Origin of the sequence: Azospirillum aestuarii (genome assembly GCF_016632405.1) — a bacterium.
In the GTDB taxonomy this organism is placed as follows: domain Bacteria; phylum Pseudomonadota; class Alphaproteobacteria; order Azospirillales; family Azospirillaceae; genus Azospirillum; species Azospirillum aestuarii.
Map to the genome: position 1 here is coordinate 194,966 of NZ_JAEPIV010000001.1, position 22,625 is coordinate 217,590.

Consider the following 22,625-nt stretch of genomic DNA (forward strand, 5'->3'; position numbering starts at 1 on the left):
AAAACGGGACGGTATAGCTACGGATCGTCGGTTGGGAGTGTCAACGTTTTCTTTGATTTCGCGGCGCTTGCGGACTACTACTATCCGGCTTTGGATTCGCCCTGGATTTGACGGTTTCCCGCACCATGCCTCCGCCCAAGTCCCCGCTTGACGATCTGCGCCGCGAGATCGATCACATCGACGATACGATCCACGACCTGCTGATGCGCCGCACGGCGGTGGTGGAGCGCGTCGGCGTGGTCAAAAGCCAGATCGAGGCCGCGGAAGGTCAGGTCAGCGGGAATCCCCAGACCCCGATCTATCTGCGCCCGGCGCGCGAGGCGGTGATCCTGCGCCGCCTGATGGCGCGCCACGCCGGCTCCTTCCCGGCGATGGCCGTCGTGCGCATGTGGCGGGAGATGATCACGGCCTTCACCCGGCTCCAGGGACCCTTCGCCGTCGCGGTCTACGCGCCGGAGGACCGCCGTGGATTCTGGGACGTGGCGCGCGACCATTTCGGCAGCGTCGTTCCGATGACCGCCGTCAATTCCCCCGCCGCGGCGATCCGCGCGGTGTCGGAGGGCACGGCCACCGTCGGCGTCGTTCCCTATCCGGCGGAGGACGACGCGGACCCCTGGTGGCGCTTCCTGGTGTCGTCCGACGCGCGCACGCCGCGCGTGGTGGCGCGGCTGCCCTTCGCCGGGCGCGGCAACGCCCGCGGCGAGGACCGCGACGCGCTGGCCATCGCGCTGGTCCCGCACGAGCCGACAGGCGACGACCGCACCCTCCTGGGGATCGAACTGGGGCATGACCTCAGCCGCGGCCGGCTCAAGGACCATCTGGAGACGAGCGGCCTCGCCCCGACCTATTTCTGCACCTGGCACGCCCGCGACCCGTCCGGCCCGTCCATCCATCTGGTCGAGGTCGCCGACTTCGTCGATCACACCGACCCGCGCCTGTCCGCCTTCGCCGGCCGGCTTGGCGAGATCCCGGTGCGGATCAACATCGTGGGCGGCTACGCCGTCCCGCTCCATCTCTCCACCTCATCTTTCCAATAACGCCCGCAAGGTCTGAGACCTGACATGACCCAGCCGAACAACGGCCCGGCGCCCCGCCCGGGGATTCTCGACATCGCCCCCTATGTCGGCGGCGAGCATGCGGGCCACATCCGCCTCGCCTCCAACGAAGGCGCGCTCGGCCCCAGCCCGCGCGCCGTGGAGGCCTACAAGGCCGCCGCGGGCGAACTGCACCGCTACCCGGACGGCGGCTCCGCCAAGCTGCGCAAGGCCATCGCCGAGCGCTTCGGCCTGGACGCCGACCGCGTGGTCTGCGGCGCCGGCTCCGACGAGCTGATCGCCCTGCTGATCCGCGCCTATGCCGGTCCGGGGGACGAGGTGCTGTATTCGCAGCACGGTTTCCTGATGTACCCGATCGGCGCCAAGTCGGTCGGCGCCACCCCGGTCCAGGCGCCGGAGACGAACCTGACCACCGACGTGGATTCGCTGCTGGCCCACGTCACGCCGCGCACCCGGCTGGTCTTCGTCGCCAACCCGAACAACCCGACCGGCACCTACATCACCGCTGACGAGATGGCCCGCCTGCACGCCGGCCTGCCGGAGAACGCCATCCTGGTCATCGACGCGGCCTATGCCGAGTACATGAACCACAACGACTATTCGGCGGGGCAGGAGCTGGTGGACCGCTTCCCCAACGTGGTGATGACCCGCACCTTCTCGAAGATCTTCGCGCTGGGCTCGGTCCGGCTCGGCTGGGCCTATTGCCCGGCGGGGATCGCCGATGTGCTGAACCGCGTGCGCGGCCCCTTCAACGTCTCCTCCGCGGCGCAGATCGCCGGGGTGGCGGCGCTGGAGGACACCGCGTTCCTGGAGCGCTCGCGCAGCCACAACACCGAATGGCGGGAGTGGTTCGTCCAGCAGGTCCAGGGGCTGGGGCTGAAGACCCACCCCAGCGTGACGAACTTCGTCCTGGTCGATTTCGCCGGACAGACCGCCGGCAAGGACGACGCCGAGGCGGCACGCCTGTTCCTGAAAGGCCGCGGCATCCTGGTCCGCCAGATGCCCGCCTACGGCCTGCCGAGCTGCCTGCGCGTCACCATCGGCACGGAGGCCGAAATGCGCGAGGTGGTGCAGGCGCTGAAGGACTTCCTGGCGGCGTAACTGGGCCGTCGGATCAAGCTGAAACAGGCCGGGCCATGCGCCCGGCCTTTTCGTTTCGGCCGTGGCAAGCATCCGGCCAACCAAACTTTCCCTTGGTCGACGGGCGCCTTGGTGCTTTATAGCGGTGCGTTCTGCAACCCATCCGCAGCCGGTGCCTTAAGATCATGAGCGAGACCGCCACTCCCTTGTTCGACCGCGTCGCCATCGTCGGCGTCGGTCTGATCGGTTCGTCCCTGGCGCGGGCGCTCACGCATTACGGGGTGGCGCGTCAGGTCGTCTGCGCGGACCGCAGCCCGGAGCATTGCGCCAAGGCGATGGAACTGGGCATCGTCGAACGGGCCACCACCGATCTGGCCGAAGCGCTGGAGGGTGCGGACGTGGTGGTCCTGGCGACGCCCGTCGGCGCCTTCGCCGAGGTGGGGGAGCAGCTCGGGCCGCTGCTGCGCCCCGGCATGATCGTGACGGACGTCGGCTCGGTGAAGCAGGCGGTGCTGCGCGACGTCGGGCCGCACATCCCGGACGGCGTGCATCTGATTCCTGGCCACCCGGTGGCGGGCACCGAGCATTCGGGGCCGGAGGCCGGCTTCGCCACCCTGTTCCAGGGCCGCTGGTGCATCGTCACCCCGCCGCCCGGCGCCAACGAGGGCGCGGTGGACAAGGTGGTGGCGATGTGGCGCCGCATCGGTTCCACCGTGGAACTGATGGACGCCAACCACCATGACCGCGTGCTGGCCATCACCTCGCACCTGCCGCACCTGATCGCCTACACCATCGTCGGCACGGCGTCCGACCTGGAGGACGACACCAAGTCCGAGGTCATCAAATTCTCGGCCGGCGGTTTCCGTGACTTCACCCGCATCGCCGCCAGCGACCCGGTGATGTGGCGCGACGTGTTCCTGAACAACCGGGAAGCGGTCTTGGAAATCCTCCAGCGCTTCACCGAGGACCTGACCGCCCTCCAGCGCGCCATCCGCTGGGGCGAGGGGGAGCAGTTGCAGGACCATTTCACCAAGACCCGCGCCATCCGCCGCGGCATCATCGACGCCAAGCAAGCTTGACCGGTCCGGTTGCGCCGTTCGGCCGGTGCCGCCTTCTGCTGCTCAGTTTTCACATTATAATTTTGATAAATGACCATCGTTCATATATTAATTACACACCAAATAGCAAAAGACGACTTGCCTGATAGGGATCGCCCGTGTTCAATAATCCCCGGCACCACGCCATCGACCGTCAGCCTGGGGAACACCGTTCATGCCGTCCCGCTTCAGCCAGAGCCTCATCGCCGTTGGGCTGGTGACCTTGGCCGCCCTGGCGACCGCCAGCGCCGCAAGCCGCAGCACGATCCTGAACGTCTCCTACGACCCGACGCGGGAGCTGTATGAGGAGTTCAACCCGGCCTTCGCCCGGACCTGGTCGGAGGCGTCGGGGGAGACGGTGGTCATTCACCAGTCGCACGGCGGATCGGGCGCGCAGGCGCGCTCGGTCATCGACGGGCTGGATGCCGACGTGGTGACGCTGGCCCTGGGCTACGACGTGGACGCCATCGCCGACGCCGGGCTGATCGCGAAGGACTGGCGGACCCGCCTGCCGAACAACAGTTCCCCCTACACCTCGACCATCGTGTTCCTGGTCCGCAAGGGCAACCCGAAGCGGATCAAGGACTGGGACGATCTGGTGAAGCCGGACGTGGAGGTGGTCACGCCCAACCCGAAGACCTCGGGCGGGGCGCGCTGGAACTACCTCGCCGCCTGGGCCTACGCGCTGAAGACCAACGGCAACGACGAGGCGAAGGCCAGGCAGTTCATCACCGAGCTGTATCGGCACGTCCCGGTGCTGGACAGTGGCGCCCGTGGGGCCGCGCTGACCTTCACCCGCAAGGGCGTCGGCGATGTTCTGCTGGCCTGGGAGAACGAGGCCTTCCTGTCGCTCCAGGAGTTCGGCGCCGACCAGTTCGAGATCGTCGTGCCGTCCCTGTCCATCCTCACCGAACCGCCGGTGGCCGTGGTGGACAGCGTGGTCGACCGCAAGGGCACCCGCAAGGTGGCCGAGGCCTATGTGCAGTATCTCTACACCCGCGAGGGGCAGGAGATCGCCGCGAGGAACTTCTACCGGCCCCGCCATCCCGAACTGGCGCGGCAGTATGCCGGGCGCTTCTCGCCGGTGGCACTGGTGACCGTGGACGACGTCTTCGGCGGCTGGCGCAAGGCCCAGGCGACCCACTTCGCCAACGGCGCCCTGTTCGACCAGATCCAGCAGGCGCCCCGCTGACCCAGAGGATTTGAGCACGGATTCAACAGAACGGGAGGGCCAGACACCATGAGCACGACATCGACCCCCCGGACCACGGATGGCGACGCCAACCCGCTGACCGGCGTGATCGCCGAGAACATCCGCAACTTCCGGCTCCGCCAGGGGCTGTCCGTCGATGCGCTCGCCAAGCTGTCGGGAAACAGCCGGGCGGAGCTGACGGCGGTCGAGGCCGGGCAGGGTCCGTCCAACATCGATTTCCTGTGGACCATCGCCCGCGCGCTCGACGTTCCCTTCTCCAGCCTGCTCAGCAGCGGGGGCAGCGGCGGGACTACGGTGATCCGGCGGGTGGACAGCCGGCCGCTGGCCTCGCGTGACGGGCGGTTCAGCTCGCGGGCGCTGTTTCCCTTCCGTGGGGAGCGGCAGGTGGAGTTCTACGAGCTGCGCCTCGCGCCCGGCACCGACGAGCGGGCCGACGCCCACACCATCGGCACGGTGGAGAACATCCTGGTCGGGCGCGGCGTGGTCGAGATTGAAACCGGCGACGGCACCCACCGGCTGGAGGAGGGCGACACGATCCAGTTTGACGCCGACGCGCCCCACGCCTACCGCAATGTCGGCGACGGCGAGGCGCTGCTGTATCTCGTGATGACCTACGTCTTCTGAGATCGGGTCAGGCGGCGGTCCGCACGCTGGCGTCGCCGTTGGCGGGGGCCTGCGGTCCGCTGTCGCGGGACATCTCCGTCTTCAGGGCGGCGGCGAGCTGCCGGAAGGTTTCCTTGCGGCCAGAGGTGCGGCGCCAGACCAGCCCGATGCGGCGGAACGGCCGCTCCCCGCCGAGCGGGCGGACCACCACATCCAAACCGCGCAAAATCCCCGAGTCGAGCGCCATCTGCGGCAGCAGCGTCACCCCCAGACCGTTGGCGACCATCTGGACCAGCGTGTGCAGGCTGGTGCCCTGGAACGTGGCGCTTTGCCGCGCCCCCTCCATCGAGCAGGCGGCCAGCGCGTGGTCGCGCAGGCAATGCCCATCCTCCAGCAGCAGCAGATCCTCCAGCGCCACGTCGGACGGGCGGGGCGCCGTGACGTCGCTCAGCCGGTGCTCGGGCGTGCAGATCACGGAAAAGCGGTCTTCGGCGAGGTCGATCGATTCCACGTCGCCGGACGGATAGGGCAGGGCGAGGATGGCCGCGTCCAGCTCCCCCGATTCCAACCGGTCGAGCAGACGGGCGGTCTGGTCCTCGCGCAGGAACAGCTTCAACTTGGGGAAGCTGTCGCGCAGGGCCGGCATCACGCGGGGGATCAGGAAGGGGCCGATGGTCGGGATCACGCCCAGATGGAGCGGCCCGGACATCGGGTCCTCCACCGAGCGGGCCATGTCCACCAGCTCCTCCGCCCCCTTCAGGACGGTGCGGGCGCGGTCGGCGATCTCCCGTCCCAGCGGAGTCGGCAGGACGGTGCGCCGCGTGCGTTCCAGCAGCGGGGCGCCCAGCAGATTCTCCAATTCCTGGATGCCTGCGCTGAGCGTGGACTGGCTGACGAGGCACGCCTCCGCCGCCTTGCCGAAATGGCAGCGATCGACGACGGCGACGAGGTAGTGGAGCTGACGCAGGGTGGGAAGCGGCTTCATGCACTGCACAATAATCGGTTTTATCGATCAAAGCGATTGGTATTTTTCGCTTCCATCGCTGACCCATTGCCCCTAACTTCCCTGGTGTCAAGCGACCAACGAGGGGGGAGCAGACTTCCGGCAGGGATGCCGCGGCACCGGTAGCCCATTTGGGAAACGGCGCCAGGCTGGCAGGACACCGGAGTGACGCTTGCTCCAATCATTCAGACTGATGGAGAAATCATGTCCTTGATCAACACCGAGATTAAGCCGTTCAAGGCGACCGCTTTCAAGGGCGGCAAGTTTATCGACGTCAGCGACGCCGACCTGAAGGGAAAGTGGTCGGTCGTCTTCTTCTACCCGGCGGACTTCACCTTCGTGTGCCCGACCGAGCTGGAAGACCTGGCCGATAACTACGGCGAGTTCCAGAAGCTCGGCGTTGAGATCTACAGCGTTTCGACCGACACCCACTTCTGCCACAAGGCCTGGCACGACACCTCGCCGGCCATCGGCAAGATCGGCTACACCATGGTCGGCGACCCGACCGCCACGATCTGCCGCAACTTCGAGATCCTGATCGAGGAGAAGGGCCTCGCCGACCGCGGCACCTTCGTCGTCGACCCGGACGGCAAGATCCAGATCATCGAGATCACCGCCGGCGGCATCGGCCGCGACGCCCGCGAGCTGCTCCGCAAGGTGAAGGCCGCCCAGTACGTCGCCTCGCACCCGGGCGAAGTCTGCCCGGCCAAGTGGGAAGAGGGTGAGAAGACCCTGGCCCCGTCGCTCGACCTCGTCGGCAAGATCTAAGCCTCTCCGGCTTGATCCTCTGGGAACCGCCGGCCGCAACCGCGGTCGGACGGTTCGGCCGCGGCCACGCCGGCCGCGGCGCCACGGCTTCGGGCCCGGATGATTCCGGGCCCGGATCGCGAGTGGCCGTCATCCGTTCAACAAGAAACGCTTCAACGAGATTCTGCTGCCCGGACCCGCCCAGGCGCCACCGGGCTCGCTTCGAAAAACCACTTTCGGGAGCCCTCGCCGTGTTGGATAGCAACGTCAAAGGCCAGCTCAAGGCCTATTTCGACAAGATCACGCAGCCCATCGAACTGGCCGCCTCCCTGGACGACGGCGCCAAATCGCAGGAAATGCTGGCTCTGCTGCAGGACATCGCGTCCCTGTCGGACAAGATCACCTTCGTCCGCAGCGACGACGACGCGCGCAAGCCCTCCTTCGCGATCAAGCGCACCGGCACCGACATCGGCGTCCGCTTCGCCGGCCTGCCGATGGGCCACGAATTCAATTCCCTCATCCTCGCCCTGCTGCAGGTCGGCGGCCACCCCTCCAAGGAGTCGGCGGAGGTCATCGAGCAGGTGAAGGCGCTGGAGGGTGAGTACAGCTTCGAGACCTATTTCTCGCTGTCCTGCCAGAACTGCCCCGACGTGGTGCAGGCCCTGAACCTGATGAGCGTTCTGAACCCGCGGATCAAGCATGTCGCCATCGACGGCGCGCTGTTCCAGCAGGAGGTCGAATCGCGCAAGATCATGGCCGTCCCGTCCATCTTCCTGAACGGCGAGCCGTTCGGCCAGGGCCGCATGGGGCTTGAGCAGATTCTCGCCAAGATCGACACCGGCGCCGCGCAGCGCGACGCGGAGAAGATCAAGGCCAAGGACGCCTTCGACGTTCTGGTGATCGGCGGCGGCCCGGCCGGCGCCGCGGCGGCGATCTACGCGGCCCGCAAGGGCATCCGCACCGGCGTCGCGGCGGAGCGCTTCGGCGGTCAGGTGCTCGACACCATGGCCATCGAGAACTTCATCTCCGTCTCCCACACCGAGGGTCCGAAGCTGGCCACCGCGCTGGAGCAGCACGTCAAGGAGTATGAGGTCGACGTGATGAACCTGCAGCGGGCGGAGGCGCTGATCCCCGCCTCGGGTCCGGGCGGCCTGATCGAGGTCCGGCTCGCCAACGGGGCCTCGCTGAAGTCGAAGACGGTGATCCTGTCCACCGGCGCCCGCTGGCGCCAGATGGGCGTCCCCGGCGAGGACGAGTACCGGAACAAGGGCGTGGCCTACTGCCCGCACTGCGACGGCCCGCTGTTCAAGGGCAAGCGCGTGTCGGTCATCGGCGGCGGCAACTCCGGCGTCGAGGCGGCGATCGATCTCGCCGGCATCGTCGCCGAGGTGACTCTGATCGAGTTCGACAGCCAGCTCCGCGCCGACGAGGTGCTCCAGCGAAAGCTGCGCAGCCTGCCCAACGTGCGCGTCATCACCTCGGGCCTGACGACCGAGGTGCATGGCGACGGCACCAAGGTGACCGGCCTCAGCTACAAGAACCGCAACACCGGCGAGGTGCACCGGATCGACCTGGAAGGCATCTTCGTGCAGATCGGCCTCGTCCCCAACACCGAATGGCTGAAGGGGTCTGTGGCGCTGAGCCCGCGCGGCGAGATCGAGGTGGACGCGCGCGGCCAGACCTCCGTCCCCGGCGTGTTCGCGGCGGGCGACGCGACGACGGTGCCCTACAAGCAGATCATCATCGCCATGGGCGAGGGCTCGAAGGCCGCCCTGTCGGCCTTCGACTACCTGATCCGCATGGCGCCGGTCGAGGCCGTCGCTGCGGCGTAAGCGGGCGGATGGTTTGGGGGGTGGTCGTATAGGGCCCCCCTCCCGGCCTCCCCCCGCTTTCGCAGGGGGACGGTTGGGTGGGGGCCTGTCGCGACCACCCGCCCTCTCGTCAGTGCAGACCCGCCAGCACCTTGTCCAGCGTGATCGGAAAATCGCGCACGCGCACGCCGGTCGCGTGATGGATGGCGTTGGCGATGGCGGCGGGAACGCCGACGATGCCGATCTCGCCGACCCCCTTGGCGCCCAGCGCGTTGACCATGTCGTCGTGCTCCTCGACGAACAGCACGTCGATCTTCGGCACGTCCGCATTCACCGGGATATGGTACTCCGCGTAGTCGTGGTTCATCACGCGGCCCAGCCGGTGATCGGTGAAGGCTTCCTCCTCCAGACCCATGCCGATGCCCCAGACCACGGCGCCCTGGATCTGGCTGCGCGCCGTCTTGGGGTTGATGATGCGCCCGGCGGCGATGGCGCTGACCACACGGGCCACCCGGACGGTGCCGAGATCCTCGTCCACCCGGACCTCCACGAAGACGGCGGAATGGGTGGCGAAGGTGTGGCGGGCCCGCGCCAATAGATAGGGCAGGGCGCGCGCCTCCTCCTCGATGGACAGGGTGCCGGAGCCGCGCATCACCTCGGTGATGGACAGCCGCCGCGACCGGTCGTTCCGGACGATCAGGTGACTGTCGGCGAAGACCATATCCTCCTCGGCCACGCCCTTCAGCGGGCTGTTCTCCAGCTTTCCGGCCAATGCGATCAGCTGTGACCGCACCCGGTCGCACACCGCCTTCACCGCTGACCCGACGGTGGAGACGGTCCAGGACCCGCCTTCGACGGGGGCGGTGGGAAGCGAGGAATCGCCCAGGCAGAAGGTCACCTCCTCGATCGGCAGCCCCAGCACGTCGGCGGCGATCTGCGTCATGACGGTGTAGGTGCCGGTGCCGATGTCGGCGGTGGCGCTGGACACCACCAGCTTTCCATCAACGCCCAGGACCGCCTTGGCGGCGGCCTGCCCCTGCATGGCGTCCCATACGCCCGCCGCCATGCCCCAGCCGATCAGTTCCCGCCCGTCCCGCATGGAGCGCGGCGCGGGACTGCGCTTCGCCCAGCCGAACCGCTCCGCCCCGTGCCGGAAACAGGCGCGCAGCTCCTTGCTGGAGAAAGGGTTTCCGGTGTTCGGATCGGTCTCCGCGTAGTTCTTCAGCCGAAGCTCCAGCGGGTCCATGCCGAGCTTGCAGGCCAGCTCGTCCATGGCGATCTCCAGCGCCGGAACGCCGGTCGCCGCACCGGGGGCGCGCTGGTCCAGCGGCGTGTGCACGTCCAGCCGCGACAGCGTGTAGTCCAGCCGGACGTTGTCGCAGGCGTACTGCTGGCCCGACCAGTTGACGACGATCTCCACATAGTTCTCGTTCCGGGAGCTTTCCTGCACCGCCTCGTGGATCAGCGCGCGCAGCGTGCCGTCGCGGTCGGCGCCCAGCGCCACCCGCTGGATGGTTTCGGGCCGGTGGCCGAAGCTGAACATCTGCGGGCGCGACAGCTCCACCCGGATGGAGCGTTTCAACTGCGTCGCCGCCAGCATGGCCATGAAGAGCTGATGCTGCGGCCGCAATCCGGAGCCGAAGGCACCGCCGACGAAGGGCGACATTACCCGCACGGCGGATTTGGCCAGGCCGAAGACGTTGCAGATGTAGGTGTGGCAGTTCTGCACGCCCTGGGTCTTGTCGTGGACGGTCAGCGTGCCGTCGTCGTGGTGCAGGACGGTGGTGGCGTGCATCTCCACCGGGTTGTGGTATTCCGCCGCCTGGGTGAACTCCGCGTCCACTCGGACGGGCGAGGCCAGGAAGGCCTGCTCCGGGTCACCGCGTGGCTTCGGCGGGGGCTGGAAGCCGCCCTTGTCCTTGCCGGGGGTGAAGCTGTTCGCGCGGTTGGCGCGCAGGTCGGTCTGGTGGAGGGCCGCCTCATACTCGATGTGGACGAGGCGGGCGGCGTAGCGGGCCAGCTCGAAGCTGTCCGCGACCACCAGGGCCACCGGTTGGAGCGCGTGGTGGATCTCCGCGTCGTAGAGCGGGCGGAAGGGCGCTCCCTTGGGCGCGTCGTCGTCCTTCCATTTGCGGTCGAACCAGGCGAGGCTCGGCCGGTTCTCGTGGGTGAAGACGTGGATGACGCCGGGCAGGGCCAGCGCCGCCGCCGTGTCGATGCGGGTGATCCGCCCGCGCGCGATGGCGCTGGAGACGATGCAGCCGTGGGCGAGGTCCGGCAAGGTGAACTCGGCGGCGTAATGGGCGTTGCCGGTCACCTTCTTCCGCCCGTCCACCCGGCTGACGGGCTTGCCGATGGGGCCGTTGGGCTCCGTCAGGAAGCCGGGAATGCTGGGAATGGCGATCATGGGCGGGACGCTCCCTTGCGTTCGGCGGCTTCGGTCAGGGCGCGGACGATGGCGCGCTCGGCCAGTTCGATCTTGAAACTGTTGTGCTCGTGCCCTTTGGCGTCGCGCAGCAGCACGCGCGCGGCGGCGCGGAACCGGTCGGGCGTGGCGGGCTTTCCGATGAGGGCGGCTTCCGCCTCCGGGTCGCGCCAGGGCTTGTGGGCGACGCCGCCCAGCGCCAGACGGGCGTCGCGGACGGTGTCCCCATCCATCTCCAACCCCGCCGCGACCGACACCAGCGCGAAGGCGTAGGAGGCGCGGTCGCGGATCTTCAGATAGGTCGAATGCTCGGCGTAGCCCCTGGCCGGCAGGTCGATGGCGGTGACGAGGTCGCCCGGCCGCAGGACCGTGTCGATCTCCGGGCGGTCGCCGGGCAGGCGGTGGAATTCGGCGAAGGGGATGCTGCGCTCACCGTCCGGCCCGGTCACCCGGACGACCGCTTCGAGGGCGGCCAAAGCGACGCAGAGGTCGGAGGGGTGGACGGCGATGCACTGGTCGCTGGCGCCCAGGATGGCGTGGATGCGGTTCACCCCGCCGATCGCCCCGCAGCCCGACCCCGGCTGCCGTTTGTTGCAGGGGGTGGCCGTGTCGTAGAAGTAGTAGCAGCGGGTCCGCTGCAGCAAATTTCCGCCGTTGGTCGCCATGTTGCGGAGCTGCGCCGAAGCTCCCGCGAGAATCGCCTTGGACAGCATGGGGTAGCGGGTCTGCACGCGCTCGTCGTAAGCGGTGTCGGCGTTGCGGGCCAGCGCGCCCAGCCGCAGGCCGCCCTCCGCCGTCTCCTCGATCCGGTCCAGCGGCAGGCGGGAGATGTCGACCAGCCCTTCCGGCCGCAGCACATCGGCCTTCATCAGGTCGAGCAGGTTCGTCCCCCCGGCGACGAAGGCGGTCCCGTTGGCGGCGGCCCGTCCGACCGCCTCCGCCGCGCTGCCGGCGCGGGAATAGGTGAAGGATCTCATGGCGCGCCCTCCGCCTTCGGAGCGACGGTGGCCATGGCCTGCCGGATCGCCGCGACGATGTTGGGATAGGCCCCGCAGCGGCACAGGTTGCCGCTCATCAACTCGCGGATCTCGTCGTCGGTGGTGGCCTTGCCCTCGGCGATCAGCCCGGCGGCGGAACAGATCTGTCCGGGCGTGCAGTAGCCGCACTGGAAGGCGTCATGCTCGATGAAGGCTTCCTGGAGCGGGTGGAGCGCGTCGCCGGTTGTCAGCCCCTCGATGGTGGTGACCTTGCGACCGTCCTGCATCGCCGCCAGCGTCAGGCAGGAGTTGATGCGCCGCCCGTCCACCAGGACGGTGCAGGCCCCGCACTGGCCGTGGTCGCAGCCTTTCTTGGTGCCGGTCAGGTCGAGATGCAGGCGCAGCGCGTCCAGCAGCGTCGTCCACGGCGCGAGGTGAAGTGTCCGCTCCACCCCGTTGACGTTCAATGTGACTGGAATCGGTGCTGGGGGCGGCGCGGGGGCCGGGCGCAGGCTGGCCTTGAGCGGTGCCATGGAGACTCCGGATCTGCGGGGGAGCGCCGGACGCCGCCACGAACAAGGGCTGCGCCGGCTTCACATGTCCGGACCAACAGAAGGTTTGCACCGCCGTTCCGCAACCGGCATGAACGAGCCGGGAACGGGTGAGGCCGCATCCTGCGCACTGGGGGAAAGACGGGGTTGCGGCGGTCGCCGTTACTTCTTCGCGGTGCCGGATATGCCGGACTTTTCCGCGGCGTCCAGCAGGGTGACGACCTCCGGGGCGACCCACCAGCGGCAGCGCTTGCGCTCGTCGCTCGACACGGCGATCACGCGGTCGATCAGGCGGGTTTCGGAGGCGCCGAACGTCTTCTGCTGCCGCAAGGCCGCCTCGATCACCCCGGCGAGCGTTATGTCGAGCGCGGTGATTTCGATGGGGTAGCTCAGCATGTCCGCCAGATCGGCGAGCTGCCCCAGCATCCTGAGCCCTTCCGCGGCGCCGGTGGATGACAGGCGGCGGAAGACCGTGGCGACGTGGTTGCCGTCCTCGGCCCGCCACGGCTTGCCGGACGAAACGATGCCGCGCCGCGCCAGCTGCGCCTGGAACTCGTTCACGAAGCGCACGCGCTCCATCAGCGGGTCCAGCACGCTGTGCATGGTCAGCGCCTCGATCCGCCGGGCGAGGACGGGGGCGAGATCCTCATGCACCGCGTTGCTCAGCTCGCGGAACGCCTGATGGACCATGTTGCGTTCGCGGTCGGTGGTGTCCAACTCCAGCGCGTGGACGGCGTCGTACCAGGCCAGGAAATGCTGCAGCTGGGACGAGGGATGGTCGCGGTCGTCCACCGCGTCCGCCACCAGCAGGCCCGGCTTGCTGAGGAAGCTGCCGGTCAGCGTGGCCTTCAGCGCCTCGGCGGCGACCAGAAGCCGGCCGATGATCGCGTCCTTCGCCACGGCGACGGGAAAGGCTTCGAACAGGCGGATCGCCAGGGCGGCGTCGTCGCGCCGGTGCAGGCCGGCCACCGCGAACATGGCCGCCCCGTCGCGCGTGCAGTCGCCGCGCCGCGCCATCTCCCGCGCCAGGCGCACCGGATCGCCGTGCAGCAGCGAGGGCAAGGGCTGGCCGGCCCAGGCGGGGGCGGCCTGAAGGATGGTTTCCATCCGCTCCAGCTCCGCGCGGGAGACGCCTTCGCGCTGGCGCACGCCGTGACGTTTCAACATCTGCGCACGGAAGCCCGACACCTCGGCCAGGAAGGCGGTCGCTTCCGCCGGCGTGGCGCGCAGGCGGGCCAGCACGGCGAGGCTGCGCTGCCGCAACTCATCCGCCCAGCCCTGCGCCTCGGCGGAAGCGAAGATCTCGTTCAGCGGCTGGTCCTTGGCGAGCCGGGCCACCGTCTCCTGGACGCGGCCGACCAGCGGCTCCATGCGCGGGGCCAGGGCGAACCACCAGGCGCTGACATCCGCCAGATGCAGGGCGCCGGCCAGCCGGACACCGCTGGTCAGCAGGGAATCGTCGCGCAGGATCAGCGCGTCGAACAGGCCGGTCCAGACGCGGCGCGCGTGTTCGGATCGCCGTCCGTTCAGCATGGTGACCAGCATCTGGGCGACCGGCTCGGCCATGTCGTCCAGATACCCGTCCCGGATCATCTTGTAGAGCTGGAGCTTCTGCCCATGGTCCAGCGGGGCCAGCACGTCGGAGACACGCTTCAGGCTGTTGTCCTGTCCGCCGGGCAAATCGGGCAGCGCGAGGTGGAGCGGCATCGCCGTCGCCGTATCGGGCGGCATGCCGTCGGCCGCCTGCGTCTCTTTCGACATCCGGAGCTTTGCCATGGTCGGACCCATCCGCATCGAAGCGTGTGGAAATTCAATCTAAGATCGATTGGATATGGTCGTTAGAATATGCCTAAAAAGCCTAACGAATCGCTAAGCGGTGACAAAGACAGATTTCCGCGGTCTCTATGACGAAATGTGACAAGGTTGACGAAACGAAAGCAAAGATGAGTCATTGACCGTTACATTAAAAACACAACCCAAGCGCTCATGCCTCATCCTTTCAGCGGGCGGCTTCTTGCCGGCTCCACGGGCTTGCGGGCGGGGATGGGTGGCGCGCTACGCTCCCGCCCTTCCTCCCCGAGGAAGCCCTGCGCCGCGACGACGGCGGAACGCCACGGGCGGTCCATCGCCATCCAGTTCTCGAAGGGCAGGCGGTCGAGGGGCAGGCCCGGCCAGGATGCGGAAAACAGGCCGGAGATCATCCAGCCGGCCAGCAGAGTGACCGCCAGCTGCTCCGAGAATCCGCCGGTCTTCAGGATGGGGAGCGCGAAGTTGCGCCGCCGCTTGATCGGCCAGAGCAGAGGCAGCCCCGCCGGGGTCAGCAGGTCACCCGCCAGATGGGTCAGATAGCCGATCAGGAAGGGCAGGATCAGATGCGAGTAGTCCGCGTATTCGTGCAGGACCCACAGGCAGCCCACGATGGCCAGCGTGGAATGGGTGACGCCGCGATGCCCGAAGACGGCGGAAATCACGTTCGACAGGGGCCGCATCAATTGCCCGAGCGTCGATTTGGGGTGGTCGATGTCCGGCGCCAGCGACCCGATCACCGCCGCCCCGAACGCCACCACGTCGAAAGGCAGGCCGAAGCGCGCCGACGCGTAGAACCACGCCGCCCCGCCGACGATCATGTGGGAAGAGGCCATCATGGCCGGTCACCGCAGAACGAGCGATGAGGCACAGGGCGTCAGAACGCGCAAAGGCTGTGCCTGGGTGACGGCCACTCTGTCGGATGCTCCCGGATTCCTGGTTCCTAACATTAGGACAGAAGTCGCGCCCACACAATAACGGCCTGATCAAGAGGGATTCCGAAATAACATGGCGCCCATGCGTTCGCGCCGGTGCTTGCGAAATGCCCGCGCCGTCAGCCCGCCGGGCCTCGGCTGCAGGTGGCCCCGATGGCGCGCAGGGCGTTGCGCACCCGCCCGACGCTCTCGCGGTCCGGCAGGCTGTACCAGGTGATGGTCAGTGCGACCGGCGCGGCGCGGCGCAGGCCGTGCACGTCGCCGGGGGCGGCCTCGACGACGCGGCCCTGGCTGCCGACGAACCAGCGCCAGCGCTGGCCCTCCCCGTCGGCCAGCGATTGCCAGACTTCGCGGGAGTCCCGGAAATAGGCCCCGCCCCCGGCGTCCGCCGCGTCGGCGTAGAGGTAGAGCGGGTTTTCCGGCGACAGGGAGAGCAGCAAATGCTGGACGGACCGCGGCCCGCCGGTGCGGATGACGGCATCGGGAAGCGGCTCGTCGCCGTCCTGGCCATAGTCGAACATGGTGGAGCCGCGGTGCATTGGTCAGTCGGATCGGGCTTGCGGGGTCAGCCGGGCTGGAGGAATTCGACCTCGACGAAGACGATGTCGCCGTCGCCGTCGTTGATGACGTTGTGGCTGACACCGGCCTTACGGAAATAGGAGCGGCCCGGCTCCAGCGGGAATTGGCGGGCGTTGCCGTCCGGATCGACGATGGTGAAGGCGCCGGCCGTCACCGGAACGATCACATAGTCGTAGCCGTGCACATGGGCGCCGGTCTCGGCCCCCGGCACAAGGCGCCATTCGGTGACGCGGGTGCGCTCGTTCTCGACATGCTGGGTGGAAACCGCCTGCGGACGGGTGCTCATTTCTCGGTGCCCTCCTTGCTCTTCCCGTTGGGTCTTTTCAAAAGAACAATTCGTGTACCACGAAGCCCGATCCGCGCCCAGACCGAAGCGCACCCGGCGTCTTTCCTTCGGACTCCTTTGGCGAGCGCCCCCCTCCTTTGGGGGATGTCTACCTACGATTGAATCCGTGACCCGGTGACTCCCCGCAGCTTAGCCTTGCCGGTCCGTACCGCGCAAAACCGTCAGGGAGGGGCGACAGGCCGGCATGCCAGCGTTGAGGAGCCACCAGACCATGGTCGCCGGTATCGCCGCGGCCATCGCGCAGCGGCAGACGGACGTGCGGGACGTTCTGGCCGCGGTGACGCCGGGTGGGGGCAAGTCGCTGCTGCCGGTGATCATGGGGGCGGCGCTGATGCGCGCCGGGCTGATCGACCGCATCTGCTGGATCGTGCCGCGCGACAGCCTGCGCCGGCAGGCGGAGGAAGCCTTCGCGGACCCGCGCTGGCGCGAGGCGCTGGGCCACGGGATCGCGTTGCGTGCGGCGGAGAACGGGCGCGACCTCTGCCGCGGCCTCCAGGGCTACGTCACCACCTATCAGGCGGTCGCCGCGGCCCCGGACCTGCACCTTCAGGAGTTCCGCCGCCACCGCTATCTGCTGGCCGTGGACGAGTTGCACCACCTCCCCGCTGTCGCCGACACCGGAACGGCGACCGCGGCGGAGGATGAGACCGCCTGGAGCCGCTCCATCCTGCCGCTTATGGAAAGCGCCGCCGCCCGGTTGCTGATGAGCGGCACGCTGGAGCGGGCGGACGGGCGCCCGATCCTCTGGCTGCCCTACCGCACCCCGAAGGGGGTGCGGCGAGTGCGTGAGATCGACTTCAAGGCGCCGGGCTGGGCCATCGTCGGCTATTCGCGGCGGCAGGCGCTGGCCGAGAAGGCGATCCTGCCGGTGACCTTCGGCGCGATGGACGGCACCGCGACATGGCTGGACGCCGAGCGGACGACGCGCAGCGTCGACGCGCTGTCCCGCGCCGGGGAGAACACCCGCGACGCCCTGTTCACCGCGCTGCGCACCGGTTTCGCCCAGGCCATGCTGCGCGAGGCCTACCGCTCCTGCCGTGAGCACCGGGCGAAGCGGCGTGCGGCGGGGAACGGTCCGGGGTCGGAGGGCGCAGGGCTGGGCAAGCTGCTGGTGATCGCGCCGGACCAGGAAACCGCCCGCAACTACCTCGACACGCTGCGCGGCTGGATGCCCGGCGCTCAGGCGGCGCGGATGGCGCAGATCGCCATTTCCGAGCGGCGCGACGCCCAGGAGGTGGTGGCCGCCTTCCGCCTGCGCCCCGAACCCGCCGTGCTGGTGTCCGTCGCCATGGCCTACGAGGGGCTGGACGCGCCGGCCATCTCGCACGTCGCCTGCCTGACCCACATCCGCTCCCGCCCCTGGCTGGAACAGGCCATCGCGCGGGCCACCCGCGTCGATCCCCACGCCGGCGCCTACGAGCAGCAGCGGGCGGTGATCTACCACCCCTCCGACATGATGTTCGAGCGGTTCCGCCAGATGGTGGAAACCCAGCAGGGCACACGGGCCATGGTGAAGACGCGGCGCCAGCATGAACTGCCCTTCGAGCGCACGGTGGAGGCGGAGCCGGAGATCATCCCGCTGGAATCCAACGCGACGGCCCTGCGCTTCGCCGTGGTCGCACCCGGTCCCGATTTCGGCAACCCGTCGCCGGGGCGCGATTCCGCCGACCGCCCCCCCGCCAACGGCCATCCTGCCGACCATCCGTCGAAGGATGGGGTGCAGGTGCCCAGCGCCGTGGAGCATCATCTGCGCCAACGCATCGGCCAGATCGTGGCGGCCCAGGTGATCGAGGACCAGGACAACAACCTCGTCGCCGACGGGCCGGTCAGCTACCACACCTACAACGCCGTGCTGAAGCGCTGCATGAACAAGGCGCGGTCGGAGATGACCCTGTCGGAACTGGAGGCCGCCCTCGGCTGGCTGGAGCGCAACCGCATTTCCGACCATCTGCATCTGATCGCCGACGACCCGCAGTACCGCTGGTCGAGCCGCCGCAAGGCCCGTGGGGCGGGTTCGGTCACGGCCTTTTCAAAACCATCCCGCCGGACGCCGCCCCATGGTACCGTGAAGCCGGCGTCCTAAATAACGCACGCCGCCACACTTTTTTGCAGGAGCGAAGCAACCGGCCTTCGTGGAGAGTGTCGGCCCGTTCGCCACCCGTGGAGGTTACCGGTGCGTTTCGCGAGGTCACTCAATATTCTTCTCGTGGAGGATGACTCGCTCACCGCCATGGCGATGGCCCGCATGCTGGAAATGGCCCATTGCACGGTCACCACCGTGACGGATGGGGAGGCGGGGCTGAGCGCCCTGGCCGAGGGCTCTTTCGATGCGCTGATCACCGACTTGGTGATGCCCAGGCTGGGCGGCGAAGCGATGATCCGTCAATTGCGCTTCGACTGGCCCGACCTGCCCATTGTCGTCCTGTCGGCTTCGCCGCCCGAGGATGGAATCCCCGGCTTGCAGGACGGGGAGGGCGGACCGCTGGTGATCCTGAGGAAGCCCGTCCTGGCGGGGGAATTGCTGACGGCGATGGAGCAGGTGTTCCTGAAGACCTGAATGGGGGGCGATCAGGCCTTCTTCTTGCCGAAGCTGATCTTCGGCTCCTCGCCCTTCAGCAGGCGCTTGATGTTCGCGGAATGGCGGATGGCGACCAGCACGGCGATGAACAGGCACAAGCCCGCCACCAGCGGCCCGCCGAAGATCCAGCCGAAGATCGGGCTGAGGCCCAGCGCGGTCAGGGCCGACAGCGACGAGATCTTGAACAGGAAGGCCATCGCCAGCCACGTCGCGCAGGCGATCACGCCGACCGGCCAGGACACGGCCAGCAGCACGCCGAGCGCGGTCGCCACGCCCTTGCCGCCCTTGAAGCCGAGCCAGACCGGGAAGCTGTGGCCCAGCATGGCGCCGCCCGCCGCGAAGACCGCCGCTTCCGGCCCCGCCCAGGCGAGGGCGAGCAGGGCGGCGATGGCGCCCTTGCCGCTGTCCAGGATCAGGGTGGCGGCGGCCAGCGGCTTGTTGCCGGTGCGCAGCACGTTGGTGGCGCCGATGTTGCCGGAGCCGATCTTGCGGATGTCGCCCAGACCGGCCAGCCGCGTCAGCACCAGCCCGAAGGGGATCGAGCCCAGAAGATAGCCCAGAAGGGCCGAGATGAGGAGAGTCACCCGATCAGCCCTCGAACTGCCAGACGGTGCGCCCGTCCACCACGGTGCGCAGCGGACGGCCCTGGACGGGGCGGTCCTCGAAGGGGCTGTTCTTCGACTTCGACTTGAAGGCCGTCACATCCACCTTCCACGGCACGTCCAGGTCGAAGGCGATCAGGTCGGCGGGCGCCCCCTTGGCGATGCGGCCGAGTGGCAGGCCGAGGAGTTCGGCCGGCTTCACGGTCACGCAGGCCAGCGCCTTCAGCAGCGGCATCGCGCCCTTGTGCACCAACTCCAGCGTCAGCGGGAACAGCGTCTCCAGCCCGATCACGCCGCAGGCGGCCTGGGCGAAGGGCAGGCGCTTCTGGTCCTGGTCCTGCGGCGTGTGGTCGGACGCGATGGCGTCGATGGTGCCGTCGGCCAGACCTTCCACGATGGCCCGCCGGTCCATCTCGCCGCGCAGCGGCGGGGAGACCTTGGCGAAGGTGCGGTAGTCGCCGACGTCCGTCTCGGTCAGCGCGAAGTAATGCGGGGCGGTGTCGCAGGTGACCTTCAGACCGCGCGCCTTGGCGCGGCGGATCAGGTCGACCGACTCGCCCGTCGAGACGTGGGCGAAGTGCAGGCGTCCGCCGGAGAGTTCGAGAAGGCGCAGATCGCGCTCGATCATGATGATCTCGGCCTCCCGCGGGATGCCGACGAGGCCGAGGCGGGTGGCGCGCTCGCCCGAGTTCATCATGCCGCCGCTGGCCAGGCTCGGCTCCTCCGGATGCTGGACGATCAGCTTGTCGAAGGTGCGGGCGTAGCTCAGCGCGCGGCGCATCGCCTTGGCGCTGGCGATCGCCTTGGTGCCGTCGGTGAAGGCCACGGCCCCGGCGCGGGACAGGAGGCCCATCTCGGTGATCTCGTTGCCCTCGGTCCCGCGGGTGGCGGCGGCATAGGCGAAGACCTTGACCAGACGCACCTCGCGGGCGCGCCGGGCGATGAACTCCAGGCTCGCCACCTCGTCGGTCACCGGGTCGGTGTTGGGCAGCAGGACCACGGCGGTGATGCCGCCGGCCACCGCGGCGCGGGACGCGCTCTTGATGGTGTCCTTTTCCTCCTCGCCGGGCTCGCCGATCAGGACGCGCATGTCGACGAGGCCGGGGGCGAGGCATTGGCCCTGGAGGTCCACCACCTCGACCCCCTCCGGCACGCCGTCGGCGAACAGGGACGGGCCGAAGTCGGCGATCTTCGCGCCTTCGGTCAGCAGGTCGCCGCGCTGGTCCAGGCCGCTGGCGGGGTCGAGCAGGCGGGCGTTGCGGTAGGCGACGCGGGCGTTGGCGTTAGACATCGGTGCCCCGGCCTTCGTTACTGTTAGGGTCTCGGGTGAGAAGGTCGAGCACGGCCATGCGGACGGCCACGCCCAGCTCCACCTGATCAAGGATCATGGAGCGCTTGAGGTCGTCTGCGACCTCCGAATCGATCTCGACGCCGCGGTTCATCGGGCCGGGATGCATCACCACGGCGTGCGGCTTCGCCACCGCCAGCTTCTCGTAGTCCAGGCCGTAGAAGTAGAAGTATTCGCGGGTCGAGGGGACGTATTGGCCGCTCATCCGCTCGGTCTGGAGGCGCAGCATCATCACCACGTCGGCGTCCTTCAGGCCGGTCGCCATGGAGTGGTGGACCTCGACGCCCAGCCGGTCGATCTGCGAGGGGATCAGCGTCGGCGGCGCCACGACGCGGACGCGGGCGCCCATGGCGTTCAGCAGGTGGATGTTGGAGCGCGCGACGCGGCTGTGCAGGATGTCGCCGCAGATCGCCACGATCAGCCCGTCGAGGCTACCCAGCCGGCGACGGATCGCCAGCGCGTCCAGCAACCCTTGCGTCGGGTGCTCGTGATGGCCGTCGCCGGCGTTGATGACCGAGCAGTTGACCTTGTCGGCCAGCAGCTTCACCGCCCCCGAATCGGCGTGGCGAACGACCAGCGCGTCGAGGTGCATGGCGTTCAGCGTCATCGCCGTGTCGATCAGCGTCTCGCCCTTCTTCACCGAGCTGCCGTCCGACGACATGTTGATGACGTCGGCGCCGAGCCGCTTGCCGGCCAGCTCGAAGCTGGTGCGGGTGCGGGTCGAGTTCTCGAAGAACAGGTTGACGATCGTCCGCCCGTCGAGGAGCGACGATTTCTTCGAAGGCTGGCGGTTCTGCTCGACGTAGCCGTCGGCGAGGTCGAGGATGGTGGTGATCTCGCCTGCCGTCAGCCCCTCGATGCCAAGGAGGTGGCGGTGCGGGAAAACCGTCGTGGAATGGGGCGATCCGGTCATGGGCCGCGACTATAGGAGCGGTCCCGGACGCCCGCAAGCGCGCCCTATGACCTTTTCTACAGGTAAGCGATGAGCCGCCCGCAGGCCAGGACGCCGACCCACAGCGCGAGCGAGGCCGCCCCGGCGAAACGGGCGCCCGGCGGAGGCCGGTCCGACAGACTCCACGCCGCCATGCGACGCCCGGCGAGGCCGTGGAACGCCAGGATGTTCAGCAAGGCCAGCCCGATCAGCGCCAGCTTCGCCAGGAAGGCCGGGTTGCCGGCCAGCGCCGTCGCCTCCGTCGTGAAGAGGAGGAGGCCGGTCGGCACCGCCAGGGCGAATCCCGCCACCGCCACCGGCAGCAGAAGCCGCGCCAGCGCGTCCGCCGGCAGCAGCGGCGCCCGAACCCCCATCAGTCGCAGGTCGAAGGCCAGGATCGCCCCGACCAGAAGCGCAAATCCGAGGATGTGCGCGATCTCGACCATCGGGTAGAGCCAGATCGACTGACGCAGCGACTCGCCGAGTCCGGACGTCTCCAGCGCGACGAGCCAGCCGGGGCCGGTGGGGGCGAGATCGTGGTCCATGCTGCGACCGGGCGCGGGGGCCGCCGTCAGCGCAGCTCGATGGTCTTGTCGGCGGCGGTGATGCGCTCCGCCCGCAGCTCCGCCGGGTCGGACTTGGCGGGATAGCCGACCACCGTCACGGTCTGGCCGGGCTTGATCGAATCGGCGGGCAGGCCGCGCGTGCTCATGCGGCTGGGCGGGGCGAGCACGATGTGCCAGAGCTTGCCGTCGGCCTGGAGGTTCAGCATGGCGTGCGGGTTGCTGAAGGCGATTTGCTGCACGGTGCCGGTCAGCGTCATCTCCTTGCCCGACTCGTAGCCGCCCCAGCCATGGTGGGCTGCGGCGGGCAGCACGGTGGCGGCAATCAGGAGGGCGGCGAGAGCGAGTGGACGTGCGGGCGTCATGGCGCAACCT

At 68.6% G+C, this 22,625-nt stretch carries 22 protein-coding genes; 9 read left to right on the plus strand and 13 right to left on the minus strand.

Translation table 11 applies throughout. The annotated features are described in order from the left end of the window. The first annotated feature begins 125 nt into the window (after positions 1-125). From JJL56_RS00910 to JJL56_RS00930, 5 genes are all read left to right on the plus strand, one after another. Positions 126-1,037 (plus strand): chorismate mutase, encoded by a 912-nt coding sequence (locus JJL56_RS00910; RefSeq protein ID WP_145623963.1) that lies wholly within the window; start codon positions 126-128, stop codon positions 1,035-1,037. Positions 1,038-1,061: 24 nt separating this feature from the next. Then, the gene (hisC, locus tag JJL56_RS00915) at positions 1,062-2,156 is read left to right on the plus strand and encodes a histidinol-phosphate transaminase (RefSeq protein ID WP_145623961.1); all 1,095 of its coding nucleotides are present in this window, start codon (positions 1,062-1,064) and stop codon (positions 2,154-2,156) included. 164 nt (positions 2,157-2,320) lie between these two features. Then, on the plus strand, positions 2,321-3,214 hold the full coding sequence (locus JJL56_RS00920; protein WP_145623959.1) for a prephenate/arogenate dehydrogenase family protein: 894 nt from the start codon (positions 2,321-2,323) through the stop codon (positions 3,212-3,214). Between the two features lie 193 nt (positions 3,215-3,407). Further along, the gene (locus JJL56_RS00925; protein ID WP_145623957.1) at positions 3,408-4,424 is read left to right on the plus strand and encodes a sulfate ABC transporter substrate-binding protein; all 1,017 of its coding nucleotides are present in this window, start codon (positions 3,408-3,410) and stop codon (positions 4,422-4,424) included. Between the two features lie 48 nt (positions 4,425-4,472). After that, positions 4,473-5,069 carry a helix-turn-helix domain-containing protein gene (locus JJL56_RS00930; RefSeq protein WP_145623956.1) on the plus strand — a complete coding sequence of 199 codons (597 nt, stop codon included), beginning with the start codon at positions 4,473-4,475 and terminating at the stop codon, positions 5,067-5,069. Positions 5,070-5,076: 7 nt separating this feature from the next. Here JJL56_RS00930 and JJL56_RS00935 read toward each other — a convergent pair whose 3' ends face one another. Continuing rightward, positions 5,077-6,033, minus strand: coding sequence for a hydrogen peroxide-inducible genes activator (locus tag JJL56_RS00935; protein ID WP_200483835.1), 957 nt, complete (start codon positions 6,031-6,033; stop codon positions 5,077-5,079). A 222-nt stretch (positions 6,034-6,255) separates the two neighbouring features. Between JJL56_RS00935 and ahpC the strand changes: the two genes are divergently transcribed. Beyond that, positions 6,256-6,819, plus strand: a complete 564-nt coding sequence (gene ahpC, locus JJL56_RS00940; protein WP_200483836.1) for an alkyl hydroperoxide reductase subunit C — start codon at positions 6,256-6,258, stop codon at positions 6,817-6,819. A gap of 230 nt (positions 6,820-7,049) precedes the next feature. Beyond that, positions 7,050-8,630, plus strand: a complete 1,581-nt coding sequence (gene ahpF / locus JJL56_RS00945; protein ID WP_200483837.1) for an alkyl hydroperoxide reductase subunit F — start codon at positions 7,050-7,052, stop codon at positions 8,628-8,630. Positions 8,631-8,739: 109 nt separating this feature from the next. On the opposite strand, the gene JJL56_RS00950 is transcribed toward ahpF, so the two are convergent. The 7 genes from JJL56_RS00950 to JJL56_RS00980 form a co-directional block, all read right to left on the minus strand. Next, positions 8,740-11,016: a xanthine dehydrogenase family protein molybdopterin-binding subunit gene (locus tag JJL56_RS00950; RefSeq protein WP_200483838.1), complete on the minus strand. Its 2,277-nt coding sequence runs from the start codon at positions 11,014-11,016 to the stop codon at positions 8,740-8,742. Beyond that, on the minus strand, positions 11,013-12,011 hold the full coding sequence (locus JJL56_RS00955) for an FAD binding domain-containing protein (RefSeq protein WP_200483839.1): 999 nt from the start codon (positions 12,009-12,011) through the stop codon (positions 11,013-11,015). Before JJL56_RS00955 ends, JJL56_RS00950 begins: the two co-directional genes overlap by 4 nt. Then, positions 12,008-12,544: a (2Fe-2S)-binding protein gene (locus tag JJL56_RS00960; protein ID WP_145623945.1), complete on the minus strand. Its 537-nt coding sequence runs from the start codon at positions 12,542-12,544 to the stop codon at positions 12,008-12,010. Before JJL56_RS00960 ends, JJL56_RS00955 begins: the two co-directional genes overlap by 4 nt. Positions 12,545-12,724: 180 nt before the next feature. After that, positions 12,725-14,338 (minus strand): hypothetical protein, encoded by a 1,614-nt coding sequence (locus tag JJL56_RS00965; RefSeq protein ID WP_145623943.1) that lies wholly within the window; start codon positions 14,336-14,338, stop codon positions 12,725-12,727. A gap of 215 nt (positions 14,339-14,553) precedes the next feature. Continuing rightward, complete coding sequence (locus JJL56_RS00970; protein ID WP_145623942.1) at positions 14,554-15,207, minus strand: metal-dependent hydrolase; 654 nt, start codon at positions 15,205-15,207, stop codon at positions 14,554-14,556. Positions 15,208-15,422: 215 nt separating this feature from the next. After that, positions 15,423-15,842 (minus strand): hypothetical protein, encoded by a 420-nt coding sequence (locus JJL56_RS00975; protein WP_145623940.1) that lies wholly within the window; start codon positions 15,840-15,842, stop codon positions 15,423-15,425. Positions 15,843-15,868: 26 nt separating this feature from the next. Then, complete coding sequence (locus JJL56_RS00980) at positions 15,869-16,168, minus strand: cupin domain-containing protein (protein WP_200483840.1); 300 nt, start codon at positions 16,166-16,168, stop codon at positions 15,869-15,871. Positions 16,169-16,439: 271 nt separating this feature from the next. On the opposite strand from JJL56_RS00980, the gene JJL56_RS00985 reads away from it, so the two are divergent. Then, positions 16,440-18,311: a DEAD/DEAH box helicase gene (locus JJL56_RS00985; RefSeq protein ID WP_247890893.1), complete on the plus strand. Its 1,872-nt coding sequence runs from the start codon at positions 16,440-16,442 to the stop codon at positions 18,309-18,311. A gap of 90 nt (positions 18,312-18,401) precedes the next feature. Then, the gene (locus JJL56_RS00990; RefSeq protein WP_200483842.1) at positions 18,402-18,785 is read left to right on the plus strand and encodes a response regulator; all 384 of its coding nucleotides are present in this window, start codon (positions 18,402-18,404) and stop codon (positions 18,783-18,785) included. 11 nt (positions 18,786-18,796) lie between these two features. Here the strand turns inward: JJL56_RS00990 and plsY are convergent, their stop codons facing one another. The 5 genes from plsY to JJL56_RS01015 are packed head-to-tail and all read right to left on the minus strand — an operon-like array spanning position 18,797 to position 22,615. Beyond that, positions 18,797-19,390 (minus strand): glycerol-3-phosphate 1-O-acyltransferase PlsY, encoded by a 594-nt coding sequence (gene plsY / locus JJL56_RS00995; RefSeq protein ID WP_145623934.1) that lies wholly within the window; start codon positions 19,388-19,390, stop codon positions 18,797-18,799. Positions 19,391-19,394: 4 nt separating this feature from the next. Beyond that, the gene (locus tag JJL56_RS01000) at positions 19,395-20,699 is read right to left on the minus strand and encodes a dihydroorotase (protein ID WP_145623931.1); all 1,305 of its coding nucleotides are present in this window, start codon (positions 20,697-20,699) and stop codon (positions 19,395-19,397) included. Then, the gene (locus JJL56_RS01005; RefSeq protein WP_145623928.1) at positions 20,692-21,669 is read right to left on the minus strand and encodes an aspartate carbamoyltransferase catalytic subunit; all 978 of its coding nucleotides are present in this window, start codon (positions 21,667-21,669) and stop codon (positions 20,692-20,694) included. The genes JJL56_RS01000 and JJL56_RS01005 overlap by 8 nt, the downstream gene beginning before the upstream one ends. 56 nt (positions 21,670-21,725) lie before the next feature. After that, the gene (locus JJL56_RS01010; protein WP_145623926.1) at positions 21,726-22,232 is read right to left on the minus strand and encodes a hypothetical protein; all 507 of its coding nucleotides are present in this window, start codon (positions 22,230-22,232) and stop codon (positions 21,726-21,728) included. 26 nt (positions 22,233-22,258) lie between these two features. Next, the gene (locus tag JJL56_RS01015; RefSeq protein WP_200483843.1) at positions 22,259-22,615 is read right to left on the minus strand and encodes a DUF6152 family protein; all 357 of its coding nucleotides are present in this window, start codon (positions 22,613-22,615) and stop codon (positions 22,259-22,261) included. Between the last annotated feature and the right edge of the window lie 10 nt (positions 22,616-22,625).